Origin of the sequence: Streptomyces microflavus, from assembly GCF_014650075.1 — a bacterium.
GTDB lineage: Bacteria > Actinomycetota > Actinomycetes > Streptomycetales > Streptomycetaceae > Streptomyces > Streptomyces microflavus.
The window spans coordinates 493842-509856 of the sequence record NZ_BMUG01000005.1 but is presented as its reverse complement, the minus strand read 5'-3'; the positions used below and the strand labels follow the sequence as shown (position 1 = coordinate 509856).

The 16015-nt window shown below is 72.5% G+C and carries 14 protein-coding genes and 3 pseudogenes; 6 read left to right on the top strand and 11 right to left on the bottom strand.

Annotated elements, in window-relative coordinates; translation table 11 throughout:
• Positions 1–85: 85 nt before the first annotated feature.
• Positions 86–1600, bottom strand: a complete 1515-nt coding sequence (locus IE264_RS17650; protein WP_032754739.1) for an alpha/beta hydrolase — start codon at positions 1598–1600, stop codon at positions 86–88.
• Between the two features lie 91 nt (positions 1601–1691).
• On the opposite strand from IE264_RS17650, the pseudogene IE264_RS17645 reads away from it, so the two are divergent.
• Positions 1692–2642: pseudogene (locus tag IE264_RS17645) on the top strand (MerR family transcriptional regulator); the annotation flags it as partial.
• A gap of 24 nt (positions 2643–2666) precedes the next feature.
• Here the strand turns inward: IE264_RS17645 and IE264_RS17640 are convergent.
• Complete coding sequence (locus IE264_RS17640; protein ID WP_015606627.1) at positions 2667–3434, bottom strand: SDR family NAD(P)-dependent oxidoreductase; 768 nt, start codon at positions 3432–3434, stop codon at positions 2667–2669.
• 196 nt (positions 3435–3630) lie between these two features.
• Between IE264_RS17640 and IE264_RS17635 the strand changes: the two genes are divergently transcribed.
• Positions 3631–4245: a TetR/AcrR family transcriptional regulator gene (locus IE264_RS17635; RefSeq protein ID WP_032754737.1), complete on the top strand. Its 615-nt coding sequence runs from the start codon at positions 3631–3633 to the stop codon at positions 4243–4245.
• Positions 4246–4278: 33 nt separating this feature from the next.
• Here the strand turns inward: IE264_RS17635 and IE264_RS17630 are convergent, their stop codons facing one another.
• Positions 4279–4767 (bottom strand): DUF4430 domain-containing protein, encoded by a 489-nt coding sequence (locus IE264_RS17630; protein ID WP_015606629.1) that lies wholly within the window; start codon positions 4765–4767, stop codon positions 4279–4281.
• A gap of 360 nt (positions 4768–5127) precedes the next feature.
• Positions 5128–5685, bottom strand: a complete 558-nt coding sequence (locus IE264_RS17625) for a TetR/AcrR family transcriptional regulator (protein ID WP_032754736.1) — start codon at positions 5683–5685, stop codon at positions 5128–5130.
• Positions 5686–5991: 306 nt separating this feature from the next.
• Here IE264_RS17625 and IE264_RS17620 point away from each other — a divergent pair, with 306 nt between their 5' ends.
• On the top strand, positions 5992–7890 hold the full coding sequence (locus IE264_RS17620; protein WP_032754734.1) for an RICIN domain-containing protein: 1899 nt from the start codon (positions 5992–5994) through the stop codon (positions 7888–7890).
• A gap of 58 nt (positions 7891–7948) precedes the next feature.
• On the opposite strand, the gene IE264_RS17615 is transcribed toward IE264_RS17620, so the two are convergent.
• Entirely contained in the window at positions 7949–8593 is a 645-nt protein-coding gene (locus tag IE264_RS17615) for a TetR/AcrR family transcriptional regulator (protein ID WP_032754732.1), read from the bottom strand.
• 61 nt (positions 8594–8654) lie between these two features.
• Between IE264_RS17615 and IE264_RS17610 the strand changes: the two genes are divergently transcribed.
• Positions 8655–10274: an FAD-binding oxidoreductase gene (locus IE264_RS17610; RefSeq protein ID WP_032754730.1), complete on the top strand. Its 1620-nt coding sequence runs from the start codon at positions 8655–8657 to the stop codon at positions 10272–10274.
• Here IE264_RS17610 and IE264_RS17605 read toward each other — a convergent pair.
• The 4 genes and pseudogenes from IE264_RS17605 to IE264_RS17590 form a co-directional block, all read right to left on the bottom strand.
• A pseudogene (locus IE264_RS17605) lies at positions 10237–12350 on the bottom strand (FUSC family protein). The gene IE264_RS17610 and the pseudogene IE264_RS17605 overlap by 38 nt on opposite strands.
• Positions 12351–12381: 31 nt before the next feature.
• Positions 12382–13194, bottom strand: a pseudogene (locus tag IE264_RS17600) (oxidoreductase); the annotation flags it as partial.
• Between the two features lie 154 nt (positions 13195–13348).
• Entirely contained in the window at positions 13349–13597 is a 249-nt protein-coding gene (locus IE264_RS17595) for a DUF7848 domain-containing protein (protein WP_032754729.1), read from the bottom strand.
• Positions 13594–13794 carry a hypothetical protein gene (locus IE264_RS17590; protein ID WP_032754727.1) on the bottom strand — a complete coding sequence of 67 codons (201 nt, stop codon included), beginning with the start codon at positions 13792–13794 and terminating at the stop codon, positions 13594–13596. Before IE264_RS17590 ends, IE264_RS17595 begins: the two co-directional genes overlap by 4 nt.
• A gap of 142 nt (positions 13795–13936) precedes the next feature.
• Between IE264_RS17590 and IE264_RS17585 the strand changes: the two genes are divergently transcribed.
• The gene (locus IE264_RS17585) at positions 13937–14191 is read left to right on the top strand and encodes a GntR family transcriptional regulator (RefSeq protein ID WP_032754725.1); all 255 of its coding nucleotides are present in this window, start codon (positions 13937–13939) and stop codon (positions 14189–14191) included.
• Between the two features lie 283 nt (positions 14192–14474).
• A complete protein-coding gene (locus tag IE264_RS17580; RefSeq protein WP_051821701.1) occupies positions 14475–15038 on the top strand; it encodes a DUF5919 domain-containing protein in 564 nt (187 codons plus the stop codon).
• Positions 15039–15250: 212 nt separating this feature from the next.
• Here IE264_RS17580 and IE264_RS17575 read toward each other — a convergent pair whose 3' ends face one another.
• Both IE264_RS17575 and IE264_RS17570 read right to left on the bottom strand, forming a co-directional pair.
• Entirely contained in the window at positions 15251–15538 is a 288-nt protein-coding gene (locus IE264_RS17575) for a hypothetical protein (protein WP_032754720.1), read from the bottom strand.
• Complete coding sequence (locus tag IE264_RS17570; RefSeq protein ID WP_158706499.1) at positions 15535–15897, bottom strand: MBT domain-containing protein; 363 nt, start codon at positions 15895–15897, stop codon at positions 15535–15537. The genes IE264_RS17575 and IE264_RS17570 overlap by 4 nt, the downstream gene beginning before the upstream one ends.
• Between the last annotated feature and the right edge of the window lie 118 nt (positions 15898–16015).

Sequence of the window (16015 nt, the reverse complement as noted above, 5' to 3'; positions counted from 1 at the left end):
GACCGCGGTCCTGCCTCTTCGGCGGCCCTGTCCTCCCGGATTCCGCCGGGAGGACAGGGCCGCGGGCCTTTCCGGCGCAGGGCGCTCAGGCCGTCAGGTGGGCCAGCACCGCGCCGACCGCCCGGTGTACGGCCGCACGTGAGTCGTCGGTGGGGTCGAGCGTCTCGAAGCCGTGGCGGCCGTCCGGTACGTCGACCACCTCGACGTTCGCCCCGCAGCGCTCGGCCTCGGTCAGGAACTCCTCGACGGTCGCGGCGATCTCCGCCATCTCACGCCCCGCCCGGACCAGCACGATCGGGAGCCCGCCCGCACGGGCGACCGCCCGCACCGGGTGGAACCGGGCGCCGGTCATCCCCCAGCTCGGCAGCGGGGCCATGATCGGGTAGTCGGCCGCCAGGCAGCGCAGCCACGCCGGGGGCGCGGCCAGCCAGTCGGCGGTGAGCGGGCCGCCGCCCGAGAAGAACCACAGCGCGATCCGGTCCCCGTCGACCCGCGGATCAGCACGCACCCGCTCCACCGCGGCGGTCACGTCCTCGGCGGCCCGCTCGTAGTCGGTCACGGCGTGCAGGCGGTGGTCGACGGTCACGCCCACGGCTCCGCGCCCGGCGACGTAACGGGCGTACCCCTTGAGGGTCGGCCAGTCCCGGGGTGTCGGCCGTGCCCCGGCGGGTACGGGGCCGCCGTGGACGAACACCACGGCCGGGTGCGGCCCCGTTCCCCCGGGCAGGTACAGGTCGGTGTTCCCGGTCCGTTCGCGGGGCCGTTCGGGCAGGTCGAGGAGGAACGGGCGCAGGTGTCCCGGCCGGTGGTCCGCGTCGGCGGGCTTCAGCCGGTGACCACCACCGGCCGCCGACTCGGTCAGGACATCCGCCAGTTCGTGGGGGCAGGAGAGCATCGGCCAGTGGCCCGTGGGCAGTTCGAAGAAGGTCACCCGGGGATCGGCCAGGGGCTGGAGGGCGGACTCGCCCATCTCCACCATGAGCTGGACCATCTCGATGCCGGGCCCGTTTCCGGTGCACAGCACCCCGGTCACGGGGACCGCCGCGACGGCGCCGGTGAGCCGCAGCGGCTGGAGCAGGGTGCCCAGCGGCTGCGGTGCCGCGAGGGCGGTGAGCCCGTCGAGCGCCGCCTCGGAGAGCCCGGCGGTGCTCCCCCAGCGGGGCCATCCGTCCCGGGACGGAGGCGGCACCTCACCGCCCCCTTGCCACTCGCTGTCGGACAGCTCCTCGCGCAGGCGCTGGTCGGGCACGGCGGCCAGGGCGGGGACGCCGTGCTGCGGCATCCCCGAGTCCAGGTGGACGATCCGCGCGATCGACCGCGCCCGCCGGTCGGTGGCGCCCAGTACCGGGTGGATGCCGTAGTCGTGGCCGACGAGCACGATGTCACGGCCGTCCCCCGCCACCACCGCGTCGATCACCGCGAGTACGTCCGCGATGTGTGTCTCCAGGTCGATCGCCGCGCCGGGGTCTGCGGGGCCCTTGCCGAGTCCGGTGAGCGCCACCGTATGCACCTCGGCGCCTTCGGCGGTCAGCCGTGCGGCCGTGTCCCGCCATACGTACGGGCCGGTGAACGCCCCCGCCACCAGGATGAATACGGTCATGGTTCCTCCTCGTCACGCGCTCCGGCGCACCGGCCCGGTCCGCCGGCAGCGCCCGCCGGTACCGTAGGAACTCCTCTTGGGGGAGGTTCAAGTGTTCTCGTCGCACGACGGTCTGTGCACCATCGGTGAGCTGGCCGAGCGGGCGGGCGTCAGCGTCAAGGCCGTCCGCTTCTACTCGGACCGGGGGCTGCTGCCGGAGGCGTCCCGCAGTGCGGGCGGGCACCGCAGGTACGGCCCGGACGCCGTGGAGCGGCTGAACCTGATCCGCTCGCTGCGCGGTCTCGACCTGCCCGTGCCCGAAGTGCGCCGCATCCTCGACGAGCAGGACGCCGGGGACACGGCCGATGCGCTGGAGGCGGCCGTCGAGGGCCGCCTGAGCACACTCGGATCCGAGCTCAGGGCCCTGCGCTGGCGGGAGGCGGCGCTCCAACTGGTGCTCGACTGCCCGCCGGACGAGCGCCCGGACCGGCTGCGCCTGCTCGGTGCGGTGTCCGCTCCGCCGAGCACCGCCGCCCTGGTCCGGTTCTGGCGCGGCTGGCTGCCGGCCCGGATGCCCGCGCGGTCCGTCGGCGCGTTCCTGGAGGTGGCGGTGGCGCAGCCGCCCGAGAACCCCCGGCCGTCCCAGGTGCTCGCCTTCGCCCGGCTGTACGCCTTCGTGACCCGGCCGTGCACCGGGAGCGGCCCGTGTCAGCCGGGCGCGCACGACGCCGCGGGGGCCCGTGAATCGGCTGTGCTGTACGCGGGGCTGGCGACGGCGTACGACCTGGCGGGCCGCGAGATGCGGCGGGGCAGGGAGCCCCGCCCCGGGGAGGCCCTGGACGGGTTCGTGGACGCGTACGCGAACACGTACGGCACCCGTGACACTCCCGGATTCCGCCGCCTGCTCGCGGGCCGGCTCGCCGCCGATCCCCGTATCGACCGGTACTGGGAGCTGACGGCCCAGGTGCTCGGCGCTCCCGGCAGCGCCCCGGAACCGACGCCCGGGACGGCCCACGACTGGCTCCTGGAGGCGCTCGACGCGGACCTGTCGACGGGTGCGGGCCCCGAGGAGAGCGGCCGCAGGGTCTCAGGCGGCGATGACGGCGGCCCCCACACGGCCTCCGTCGACGTCGACCACCGTCCCGTGCACGAAAGCGGCCTCGTCGCTCGCCAGCCAGACGGCGGCGTGGGCGATGGCGTCCGGGGTGCCGATGCCACCGGCGGGGGTGCCCTTCATCATGATCTCGCCGGGGTGGGCCGCCCCTTCGGCGACGGGCGGGACGATCACGCCGGGTGAAATGGCGTTCACCCGCACCCCCCGCGGGCCGAACTCCGCGGCCCAGGCCCGCGTCAGGGTCTCCACCGCACCTTTGGTCGAGCTGTAGAGGGTGCCGACCGGGATGCCGAGGCGGGCGACCCAGGAGCCGAGGTTGATGATGGCCCCGCCGCCCGCCCGCACCATGGCCGGGGCGACGGCGGCGGTCAGGAAGTAGGGGGCCTTGACGTTCACGGCGTAGACGCGGTCGAAGGTCTCCTCGTCCGTGTCGGTGGTGGTGGAGCCCGGGAAGATCCCGGCGTTGTTGACCAGGATGTCGATGCGGCCGCCCAGGACCCGGGAGGCCTCCTCGGCGAGCCGGTCCGACGCGGCGGTGGTGCCGTCGAGGTCCGCCTCCACGAAGTCGGCGCGCCCGTTGGCCGCGCGGATCTCCCCCACGACCGCACTCCCTCGTTCCCCGTTGCGGCCCGACACGACCACGTGCGCCCCTTCGGCGGCGAACGCGGTGGCGATGGCCCGCCCGATGTTGCTCGTCGAGCCCGTGACGAGCGCGGTCTTTCCCTGAAGTCGTCCGCCCATGGCGCGTCTCCTCTTCTCCTCGTACGCACGCCCGCGACCGGGGAATTCACCCGTCCGGTTCTGCGGGCGGCCCGGCTCTCCGGGCCGTGCGGCCGACTGTGCTCCGATGAAAGTGGACCGGCAAGTCCAGTCCTGGCGGTCGCCCGGAGCGCACGTACACTGGACCCGTCGGTCCAGTCTTCGAGGGGAGCGCCGGATGCCCGAGGCGTCGACAGCGAAGGGGCGCGCCACGCGGGCCCGCATCGTCGAGGGCGCCGCCGAGGTGCTCCGGGAGCAGGGCGTCGCCTTCACCACGCTCGACGACATCCGCGACCGCACCCGTACGAGCAAGAGCCAGCTGTTCCACTACTTCCCGGGCGGCAAGGACGAACTGCTCCTGGCGGTGGCCGAGTTCGAGGCGGGCCGGGTGCTGGAGGACCAGCAGCCGCACCTGGACTGCCTGGACTCCTGGGAGTCCTGGTACCGGTGGCGGGACGCCGTGGTGGAGCGGTACGAGCTGCAGAACGACCAGTGCCCGCTGGGCTCCCTCTTCCTCCAGGTGGGCCGGTCGGAGCCGGGGGCGCGGGCGATCGTGGCCGAGCTGATGCGCCAGTGGCAGGAGCGCATCGCCGACGGCATCCGTACGCTCCGGGCCCGCGAGCTGATCCCGGCGTCCGTGGACGTCGACCGGAGCGCCGCCGCCCTGCTGGCCGGGGTCCAGGGCGGAGTGTCGATCATGATGTCCACCGGCAGCTCGGCCCACCTCAAGGCCGCGCTCGACACCGGGATCGAGCAGCTCCGCTCCGCGAAGGCCGTCGCGGAGCGGAGCTGAGTTCACGTGCAGGTGAGCTGACGCCCGGTACCGCTAGAACGCGGTCCAGGTGAAGGCGACCTTGTCCCCGGCGCTCAGCTTGAACTGGCAGCCTCCGACCGGAATCGAGGTGCCGTTGACGGCGATGTTCCAGTAGGCGACACCACCGCCGCTGACGTTCTTTATCGTGTCGACCGAGAAGTCGTCGAACGACGCGTACCAGGTCCCGTCCCAGGTGAAGTGTCTCTTCCGGGCGGCGTCGTCGAGGGCCGCGGTCGGGGTGGGAACGGCGCTCGGGTTCGCTCCTGCGTTGGTGCCGTCGCAGCGGTGCGTACCGCCGGTGGCAGTGGTCACGTCGTGCCCCTTGGTCTTGATCTTTCCCTTGAAGAGGCGCCCGTCCGGCCCCTTCACGGTGAGGGAGACCTTTACCGGGGCGTTGGTGGAGGCCGTGGCCTGCGGCTGGGCCACGGCGGGGGCGGAGGCGAGAGCGAGGCCGAGGGCGGCCGTGACGACGAGGGTGCGGCGGGCGGATGTCAGATGCACGAGCGTGCCTTTCCGGTGCGGGGCGGCCTGCCGTGCCGCACCGGAGCCGACCGCCCGCCCCGCGTCCGGCCGCACATCTCGCGGCGTACGCGCAGCGGATCGCGACTGCGGGGCTTCGCACTGCAGACCATGACAGGGGAAGCGGTACACGTCACGCGCCGGGCTGTCCGACTCGCGGCCGAAGCGGCCGCACACGGTTGCAGGTCAGCGCCGGATTCCCACCGGCTTCCCCCAGTCGCGCACGCATTCAGTTGTCGCTCCGGATCCACCGGAGCCCTCGCATGGTAAGGCCGGTCGGTCGCGCACGGCCGGGGAACGGGCCAACACGCCTGCGGGCGGAGGCCTTTCCGTACGCGGCGGTCAGTGGCGGGCGGACGGGCCGAAGCGGTCGGGCGCCAGGGTGGCGAGCAGGGAGGTGACCACGAGGTCCGTCGAGGCGGCCATGTCCACGGAGTCCGGCGCCAGCAGCCACTGGACCTGGAGGCCGTCCATGACCGCGATGATGGCGTTGGCCGCGTTCTCCGTGATGTCCGCGCGGTCGGCGGGGAGTTCGCACGCCTCCCGCAGGGCGTCGGCGACGAAGACCCGCAGTCCGTCGTAGCGGTCGCGGAAGTACTCCTGGGCCGGGTGGTCGTCGGTGACGGACTCGGCCGAGAGGACCGCGTAGAGCCTGACGATCCCTTCGCGCTCGGCGTTGCGGAGCGCGGTGTTCACCAGGTGGCGGAGGAAGTCCAGCCCCTGGGGGCGGTCCGGGCCGAGCTGTTCGATGTCGGCCCGGTCGCGCAGTTCCAGAACGCTGGTGAGGAGCAGCGCCTTGGAGCGGAAGTAGTGCAGGACGCCCGCCTGTGTGAGGCCGACCCGGTCGGCGATCTCCGCGAGCGAGGCGTTGTTGTAGCCGCGGGCGGCGAAGGTGTCCATGGCGATGGACAGGATGTCCTGCTGTCGCTGCTGGGCTTCCGGACTGCGCGGCGTACGGGGCTTCGCCGGACGGCGCGCCGGCCTGCCCACCGGCTGATTGCCCACTGACTGGTTGCTCACCGGCCCAGCTTAAGCCTGCCCGGCACGGCGCTCCGGCAGGGATCTTCGGAGACCTCCGGGGAGCGGCAGAACACCGGAGCAGAGTACTTACTAACCACTTAGTGGGTGTGGTTTCATGCCGTTGCCCCTCCGATTCATGTCGTTGCCCCCCCCCGATGCCTTCACGTACCGACCGAGGAGAGCCGCATGCCCCACACCCGTCCCCTGCGTCTCAGAGCACGCGCGGCAGGCGCCGCGCTCGTCGTGACCGTCGCCGGACTCGGCGTCAACGCCACCGTCACCACCGCCCGGGCCGCCGACCCGGTCGCCCAGGTCTGGGTCACCACCGCCGACGGCAGCAAGAAGCTCACCGCCGAGGGAAGCGTCCCGTTCACCGGCGCCCCGCAGGGCGTCGACATCCGTATCGACGCCAACAGCAAGGGCCAGAAGTTCACCGGTGCGGGCGCCTCCGTCACCGGCGCCTCCGCCCAACTCGTCCAGGGCCTCCCCCAGGACCGGCGCACCTCGCTGCTGAGGTCGCTGTTCTCCGCGGAGGGGGACGGCATCGGGCTCAACTACCTGCGCCAGCCCCTGGGCAGCACCGACTTCGACGCCAACGCGAACGCGTACACCTACGAGGACACCCGGGGCTCCTTCTCCATCGACCGGGACCGGGGCCAGATCATCCCGGTCCTGAAGCAGGCCACCGCGATCAACCCCGCGATCCGCTTCATGGGCTCCCCGTGGTCTCCCCCGGCCTGGATGAAGACCAACAACTCCCTCAACGGGGGCAGCCTCAGGACCGAGCACTACCAGGCGTACGCCGACTATCTGGTCAAGGCGATCAGGGCGTACGGGCAGGAGGGCATCACCCTCACGGACCTCACCGCGCAGAACGAGCCCGAGTTCGCCACCAGTTACCCCTCCATGAGCATGACCGCGGCCCAGCAGGCGGACTTCTTCCAGGTCCTCGACCGCACGCTGACCGCCGCGAACCTGCCCACCAACCTCCTGGCCTACGACCACAACTGGGACCACCCCAACTACCCGCTGGACGTCTTCGCCAGGACGGGTGGCATCCAGCGGATCATCGGCGCGGCCTTCCACTGCTACGGCGGAGCCGTGGGGGCGCAGCAGCAGATCGTCAACGCCGGGAAGCGGGTCTTCTTCACCGAGTGCTCCGGCACCGACAGCACGAACCCCGCCACGACGTTCGGCGACACCCTCAAGTGGCACACCGAGAACCTCGTCGTGCAGAACATGCGCAACGGCGGCGAGACGGTCGTCAACTGGAACCTGGCCCTGGACCGGAACGGCGGCCCTCACCAGGGGCACTGCACCAACCGCTGCAACGGCATCGTCGAGATCGACGGCGGCCAGGTCACCCGGAACGCGGAGTACTACGTCCTCGGGCACGTCACCAAGTTCATCAGGCCCGGCGCGACCCGTATCGGCTCCACGAGCCAGGGCGCCGGGGGCGTGCAGAACGTCGCCTTCCAGAACACCGACGGCAGCCGGGCCGCCGTCGTCGTCAACACCGCATCGAACTCCCAGCGGTTCTCGCTGACCGACAACGGGAAGTCCCTCGCCTTCACCCTGCCGGCCGGTGCGGTCGCCACGTTCACCTGGGACGGGAGCGGTGGGACGACCGAGCCTCCCGTGGGTTCGATCGACCCCGCCGCCTGGTACCGGGTGCAGAACACCAACAGCGGGGCCTGCCTGGACGCCGCCGACTGGGGCACCGGTGACGGCACCGCGCTCCAGCAGTGGGCCTGCGGGACCGGGGCCAACCAGGGCTGGCAGTTCCGGCCGGCCGACGGTGGCCACTACCAGGTGGTGAACCGGCACAACGCGAAGGTCTGGGACGTGGACGGCGGCGCCGGGGCGACCGCCGACGGCACCAAGGTCCACCTCTGGTCCTCCGTGGGCTCCACCAACCAGCAGTGGCGGCCCGAGCCCCTGGCCGCCGGCGGCCGGTACCGCTTCGTCGCCCGCCACAGCGGCAAGTGCCTCACCGTCGACGGCTCCTCCACGGCGAACGGGGCGAAGCTGTCCCAGCAGCCGTGCAACAACTCCCCCGCCCAGTCGTTCGCTCTGACCGGCTGACCGCGCATCGCTCACGTCGGGCCCCGCCGTACACGGCGGGGCCCGACTGCGTATCGGCTCAGCCCCGGATCGCCGTCAGCAGCCTGGCGCAGCGCGCCGCCATGTCCTGCGCCGACTGGTCCGGGTGCGAGGTCCACCAGCCGACCAGCGCGCCGACCGTGCCGGTCCACACGTGCTTGAGCGCGTCGGCGTCCAGCGGGTCCTCGTTGCCGTGCCCGCGCAGGAGGTCCGCCGTCCCGGACGCGGCGAGGTCGTCGATGGTCCGCCGGTGCCGTTGTGCGGCGGCATGCAGGTCGGTTCCGGGCCTCAGCGTCCTGTCGTACAGCACGAACCAGGCACCTCGCTGCTCCTCCAGGACGCCGAAGACGGCGCTCAGAACGCGGTGGGGCGTCTCCGCCGCAGGCCCCTCGTACGTCATCGCCTCCTCGATCGCGGTGACGAGCCGGGCAGCGACGCGTTCCAGACAGGCGAGGTAGAGCCCGTCCTTGGAGCCGAAGTACGTGTAGAGCATCGGCTTGGTCACCCCGACCCGGCCGGCGATCGCCGCCATCGACGCCGAGGCGTGGCCGTGGCGGCCGAACTCGTCCATGGCGGCGGCGAGGATCTGCTCCTCACGCCGCGCACGGGGGATCCCCTTGGTCCCGGCGCCCCGGAGCCCGTTCGCGGGCGGGGTGGCGGACGACGAACCTCTTGCCGTGTTCATGCCTGGGACTATACGTTGCAGTAAATTACCCAGAGGTAAATTACCGGAAGGTCATACGTTCATGGCGGACCGTACCTCCTCACTCCCTCCCCGGCCCGACAGCTCCCCCGCCCGCTCCTGGTGGGGCTGGGGCGCCCTCGACCAGGCCCTGTCCGACGCGGAGTGCGCCTCGCTCGCCGCACTGGTCCCGGGCGCGGCCGGAACGCCGCTCCCCGTGCCGTCCATCGCCTCGCTGGACCTGCCACGGGTCCGGGTGGGCGCGCCCGCTCCCCTCGCCCACCTCCTGTCCTCCGCCCCGGCCGACCGCGCGTCCCACACCTACGGCAAGGCCTTCCGGGACGTGGTCCGCGCGCTGTACGGCGATATGGCGGCCGCTCCGGACCTGGTGGGCTTCCCCAGGGACGAGCGGGACGTGGTGGACCTCCTCGACTGGGCCGCCGGGGCGGATGTCGCCGTGGTCCCGTACGGGGCGGGCAGTTCGGTCGTCGGCGGGGTCGAGTACCGCGCCGGGGTCCACTCCGGTGTCCTCTCGCTGGACCTGTCGGGGCTGGACCGGGTCCTGGAGACCGACCGGGTCAGCCGCGCCGCGCGGATCCAGGCGGGTGCCCTGGGCCCGGGCCTGGAGTCGCAGCTGCGGCCGCACGGGCTGACGCTGCGCCACTTCCCGCAGAGCTTCGCGTTCTCGACCCTCGGCGGCTGGCTCGCCACCCGCGCCGGCGGGCACTACGCCACCCTCCACACGCACATCGACGACCTGGTCGAATCCCTGCGCGTCGTCACGCCCTCGGGGGTGAGCCAGTCGCTGAGGGTGCCGGGTTCGGGGGCGGGGCCCTCCCCCGACCGGTTGTTCCTCGGTTCGGAGGGCACCCTCGGGATCATCACGGAGGCGTGGATGCGGCTCCAGGACCGCCCCGCGCACAGGGCGTCGGCGTCGGTGGTGTTCGAGCGCTTCCCCGACGCGGTGGAGGCCGTCCGCACCATCGCGCAGTCGGGTCTGCACCCGGCCAACTGCCGTCTGCTCGACCCGGGTGAGGCGGCGCTCTCGGGCGTGGCCGCAGGGGGCGGGAGCGTGCTGGTGCTGGGGGTGGAGTCGGCGCACGGCCCGGTGGAGAGCCGGCTCGCCGAACTCGTCGCCCTGGCCCGGGATCACGGCGGCTCCCCGGCGGAGGAGCCACCGGCGGCGGGCGGATCCGCCGTGGGCGCCTGGCGTTCGGCGTTCCTGCGCATGCCGTACCTCCGCGACGGGCTGGCCCGGATGGGCGTGATCAGCGAGACGTTCGAGACGGCCTGCACCTGGGACCGGTTCCCGGAGCTGTACGAGGCGGTGCACCGGGATGTCGGAGCGGCCGTACAGAAAGTGACCGGCGCCTCCGCCCTGGTCAACTGCCGTTTCACGCACGTCTACCCGGACGGCCCCGCGCCCTATTTCACGGTGATCGCCCCCGGCCGGCGCGGGTCGGAGGTGGCGATGTGGGACGAGATCAAGGCGGCGGCCATGGAGACCCTCGGTGAGCACGGGGCCACCGTCACCCATCACCACGCCGTCGGCCGCGATCACCGGCCCGGGTACGACCGGCAGCGCCCGGAGCCGTTCGCGCTGGCGCTGCGGGCCGCCAAGCGGGCCCTCGACCCCGCCGGGATCCTCAACCCGGGGGTGCTGTTCGACGCTGCGACGACATGACCGGCGGGCCGGGCGGCGGCGTCAGCGAGGCCTCGATCCGGGTGAGCTGATGGGCGAGGCTCGTCATCCACACCTCCAGGTCGACCGAGAGCGGCGTCGGCGGGTCGCTGTCCGGTGCGGTCCGTCGCCGTGCGGGCCCCGGGCGGTCACCGGTGAGCAGGGAGGCGATCCGGTCCGTCTCCGCGACCAGCTCCCGGGCCGTGGTCCGGGCCCGGGCGGCGGAGGGGGCCGTCGCGCCGGACTCGGGGCGGAGGCCGAAGCGGGGCAGCCAGTGGGCGCCGAGGAGGATGTGGTTCGCGGCGATGAGCATCGCGTGCCAGTCGGCACGGGTGTCCTCCCCGGGGGCCTCGGTGCGGTACTGCGCGTACGCCGCCTCGGCGAGGCGCAGCCGGTGGACGCCCGGGAGGGTGTGCGGCGAGGCCCGCGAACCGCCCGTCGGTGCCAGCAGCGCCTCGGCCGTCACCGGCACCAGCTCGGCGCACGTGCGCAGCAGCCCCGCCATGGCCCGGTGGACCTCGCGGCGCGCGCCGGCCGGCCAGGCCAGGAGGCCGCACAGCAGACCGATCAGACTGCCGGTGACGACATCGATCATCCGCGCCTCGGAGAGCCGCCAGGTGACCGGTTCGATCTGGGCGAACGCGGTGGCGACGACGAGTGTGAACAGCCCCTGCGCGTACGCGACGCCCAGCAGCGGTCCCAGGGCGAACGCCGCCAGCATCACCGGGGCGAGCAGGGCCGCGTACACGTCGGTGTGCGTGCCCAGGCCGATCAGGAGGGCCCCGCCACGAGCGCCCCGGCCGCGTTGCCGGCCACCGCCCGGCGGACCGCCTGCCAGGTCGCGCCCGCCGTCGTGCGGCCGAGGGTCAGGACGGCCAGCAGCACCCAGAAGCCGTGGGCCAGGTCGAGGGAGCCGGCCACCGCGCGGGCCGCCGCAAGTCCGAGCGCGGTCCGCAGGGCGTTCTGGAACAGCACCGACCGGAACGTCACGTTGCCGACGACGCGCCGGGCCCAGAGCCTCGGTGTGGACAGGTCCGCGTACCAGAACAGCTCGCGCGGGGCGGCGGGCTCCGTGGGTCTGCCGTGGGTGGCGATGTCGGCGGTGATCTCCACCATGCGCGCCGATTCGGCCAGCGCCAGAACCCGGGACTGCCGTCGCTCCACCTCGACCGGCGGCCGCTCGCCGGGCGGCAGTGACGCCAGCCGTACGCGCTCCGCCTGGAAGTCCCGCATCGCCGCTTCCAGGGCCCCGGCCGCCGGCGGACCGTTTCCGGTGCGCAGGAACCGGGAGCAGGTGGTGCAGAGTCCGGCGACACGCTCCAGAAGGGCGGCCGACGCGGGGTCGGCGGCCACCGGTGGCGCCTCGGCGAGCGTGGCCAGCTGGTCCAGCAGTCTGCGTACCGCGCGGCCCCCCTGTTCCAGCGCCCGGTCGGTCCGCCCCGCACCGGCCGGGCGTTCCGCCGACGGTACGGACGCCAGCCGCAGGCGCGCCCCGGCCTCGCGCAGCCTCTCGGGCGGTACGCCGCCGGGGGCGGCCCCTCGGGCCGCTTCTGCGAGGGTTCGGGCGAGGCGTTCCCGGTAGGACGCGGCCGGCGGATCGGGCAGCAGGAGCTCGCAGGCGGCCAGGAGGAGCACGCCGATGGTCAGCCCCGCCAGCCGCTCGCCGAGCGTCCCGGGGGCGTACGGCGGGAAGCAGGCGAGGATGTAGAAGAGCTGGAGGCCCGGCGCGACGCCCATGGGGCGCGGGCCGCCCACGGCTGCGAACGCCAGCAGGAAGCCGACGACGAGCATGCCGGCGACGGCCGCCCAGGTCTCCACCGCGAGCAGGGTGCCCAGGGTCGCCAGGACCAGGGCCGGGGGCAGCGCCCGCAGCATGACGGAGGCGCGCTGGGGGCCGGAGCCGGGGACGGGCGAGAGCAGGCCGACGGCGATGGGGGCGAAGAGGGCGTACAGCGCCATGACCGGGAGCCCGGCACCGTACAGCAGCGGGTAGAACCCGGCGCTCACCGCGACGGTGACCCGGACGGCCCGGCGGACGATGTTCGCCCTCTCCTGTCCGGTGGGGATCACATCCGCCATTGTCGGCCCGTGCCGGGCCGCCCGCCCGTCGTCAGGCCTTGGCGGTGCGGCGGCGCACCACGGCGTATCCGTACGGGTCGGGCCAGCGGGGCTCCGCGCCGAGGGCCTCGGCGGCGTGGTGGGCCCAGTGCGGGTCGCGCAGCAGCTCCCGGCCGAGCATGACGGCGTCGGCCTGTCCGGAGGCGACGATCTCCTCGGCCTGGGCGGGCTCCAGGATCAGGCCGACCGCGGAGGTGGGTATGCCGGTGGCCCGGCGGACCTGTTCGGCGAAGGGCACCTGGTAGCCGGGGCCGACGGAGATCCGGGCGTCGCGGACCAGGCCGCCGGTGGAGACGTCGAGCAGGTCGACTCCGTGGGCGGTGAGCTCCTTGGCGAGGCGGACGGTGTCGTCGCCGGTCCAGCCCTCGCGCGGGTCCTCGGGGTTCTCGGTCAGCCAGTCGGTGGCCGAGGTGCGGAAGAGGACGGGCAGGTCGTCGGGCCAGACCGCGCGGACGGCGTCGACCACCTGGAGCGGGAAGCGCAGGCGGTTCTCCCAGCTGCCGCCGTAGGAGTCGGTGCGGTGGTTGGCGGCCGGGGAGAGGAAGGAGTTGATGAGGTAGCCGTGGGCGCCGTGGATCTCGACGACCCGGAATCCGGCGGCCAGGGCCCGCTCGGCCGCCGCGGCGAAGTCGCGCACCAGCTGCTGGATCTCGTCCTCGGTCAGCTCGTGCGGGACGGGCAGGCCGTCGAACGCGACGGGGCTGGGGGCCACGGGCTGCCAGCCGCCCTCGCCCTCGGGGACGGGACCGCCGCCCATCCAGGGCCGCTCGGTGGAGGCCTTGCGGCCGGCGTGGGCAAGTCGCAGCAAGTGTCAGGTAACAGAAGGCGCCTGAGCAGCACAAAGCCCCGCCTCCCTTGGGGGCGGGAGACGGGGCTCGGTCGGAGCGGCAGGGGCGGTATGTCGACCGGGCCCCCGCCGCTCCTCGCGCGCCGGCTGTGACGAGCAGCGGACGCACGGTCTAGGGGGTGGGCGGCTTGCCCTCCTCGCCCTCACGGACGACGAACGCTCGGCCCACTACTGTGCGGGCGAACTGACGGTGGTTGCTGCGGCCGGTGTGCGTCAAGCACTCCACATCGACGGCCTCTCCGTCGGTCGACGCCTCCGCGGTCCAGCCGCAGGAGACGCAGCGGGCCGTATAGGTCGACGGGACGTCGGGGTGGGTGACGATCTTGTGGACCAGGCTGCGGAGTATCGTCCGGGGGCTCATACGGACCGCCCCCGCCCCGTGTGCGGGTGGCGCCGGATCTCCACGTTGCAGTCGGAGACCACGGTCATGTCCCGGCGTGCACGCGCCTCTTCTCGCTGCCGGCCGAGCGACGCACAGACGTCGCAGGCGTAGTTGGGGACCGGCTCTAAGGCACCGAGCGGGTCGCTGAGATGCACAGCTTCGGTAAGCTCTGTCATGTCGACGCTCCTCGAAAGCGTTGTCCCAAGCCCGGGGCCGTTCACGCGGTCGCCGGGGTTTTTCCTGCCCCTAGCATGCTATAGAACACTATGGCAGTCTATCGCTCGCACTGACGTACCATGATCATCTACGGTCCAGCGTGTGAGCATCGAGCTGGATGAGACGCGGCCCAAGTGGCGGCAGGTGGCCGCCATTCTGCGCGCCCGGATTGCCGACGGAAGCTACCCGATCGGATCCCGGATGCCCGCCGTCGTAGCGCTCACGGAGGAATTCGGTATCGCCCTTGCGACGGCCCAGAAAGTGAATCGGGCACTCCGCGAGGAAGGACTCATCCGGACCGAGGTCGGTATGGGTTCGTACGTCACGGGCCGCCCTCCTCGCGCCTCGTCGGACTGAGTACGGATATCGTCCACCACCCGCGGGGACGAGGTTGCAGACATTCCGGGGACACCTTGGACGGACGCTGTTACCGTCCTAAGCGTCCTAACCGTCCCCGGGGGTCCCCTTGAATACAGCGCTCCGTGATGCATTGTCAGCCGCGAAGATGAGTCAATCCGCGCTCGCCCGTACCGTCGGCGTTACGCCCAAGACGGTGGAAAGATGGGTGGCGGACGCATCCCGCGCTCCTCATCCGGGCACGCGGGAGGACGTATCAGCCGCCCTGGGAGTGGGAGCCGACATGTTGTGGCCGCGAGCCGTGCGGGACGTTATCAAGACGGGCCCGGAGCGGGAGATCGTCGACGCCTACCCCTACCGGAACGCGTGTCCGACGAGCGTGTGGTCCAGGCTGATCGACGGCGCGGAGCGGGAGATCACCTTCGCCGGCTACACCAACTACTTCCTGTGGCAGGAGCAGAGCCGCCTGTCCGATCGGCTGCGGGCCAAGGCGTCGGCCGGCTGCAAGGTCCGCTTCCTCATCGGCGACCCCGCGAGCGACGTCACGCGGCGCCGGGAGGAGATCGAAGGCGTCCCCCTGACGGTCGGTACGCGCATCCGGATCACTCTGGACGCCCTCCGGCGCATGGGCGCCGTGGAGGGCCTGGAGGCGCGGTTCAGTGACGACCACATCGCGCTGAGCGTCTTCTCCTTCGACGACGAGATGCTGGTGACCCCGCACCTCTCTTCGCTCCTCGGTCACGAGTCGCCGATGTTGCACCTGCGCCGGCTCGGGGACGACGGGCTGTTCGACCGGTTCGCGGGGCACGTGACGGCGCTATGGGCGGAGGGGCGTCCGGTGGGCTGACAACGCAAGAGAGCCCCCGCCGGCGTGCGACGAGGGCTCTCGGGTGGTGCTCTACCAGTCTCGCTCTGCATGCTCCAGGTCAACGCGCACCCGGCCTGTGGCCTTCCCCGTCACTCGGCCTTGCGTCTCCGACGCCTCGCGAAACTCGAAGTCATCGAATTCGTACTCAGCACTTACGCCAGGGGCGATGACGAACCACGCTGTACGGGTGCTCACTTGCGCTCCTCCGTCTTGGGCCGGCAGCAGTACCCGGGCGAGAGGCACTCGTCCACCGGGTGGAAGTCTCCGCGGCACCCGCACGGGCAACCACCGATCAGGCCCCGGTCGACGAGGCGCCGGGCCTTCGCCATGAAGAGGTTCTCCGGAACGGGGCCGAAGACGCTCTCCAGTTCCGTGGCGACGTCCCAGCGCATGCGCCAGCTCGTTCCGACGGGCGTGGTTCGGCGGACGGCATCGATGAATGTCTGGTCCGGGATGTCCTTGCACTGCATGCGCTTCATCGGCCGCTCCCCCACTTCGCCATCGTCCGGGTTGCCGCGCGACGGACTTCGAGCGTCAGCTCCGGGGCCGCGCGCTGAGCGGGACGCCTGCGGATGATGGTCCCGTCGCCCGTGCGGATCTCGTAGGGCTCGGTGTAGAGCAGCTCCGTAAACCGACGGTAGTTGCTGCGGCAGTAGCACGACTTCAGCAGCTTTCCGTGACGCTCGCACCACTCCCCCGGGTGCAGCTCCCGGTAGTCCACGTCGTGCTCCAGGCGCCAGGCGTGGTGCCAGGCTTCCAGGGCTTCGATGTCGCGGGAGAGCTGGAGAAGACGCTCCTCACGCGGAGGCGGGTCACCGTTCAGCTTGCGGGCGGCCATGAGGGCTACCTCTTCGGTTGCGAAGAACAGGTACCGGCGACCGTGGCCGTCCCCCATGTCAGCAGCAGCGACGAACGGACTCCCCGTGCGGCGCAGTTCGAACCTGGAGAGGGGCATG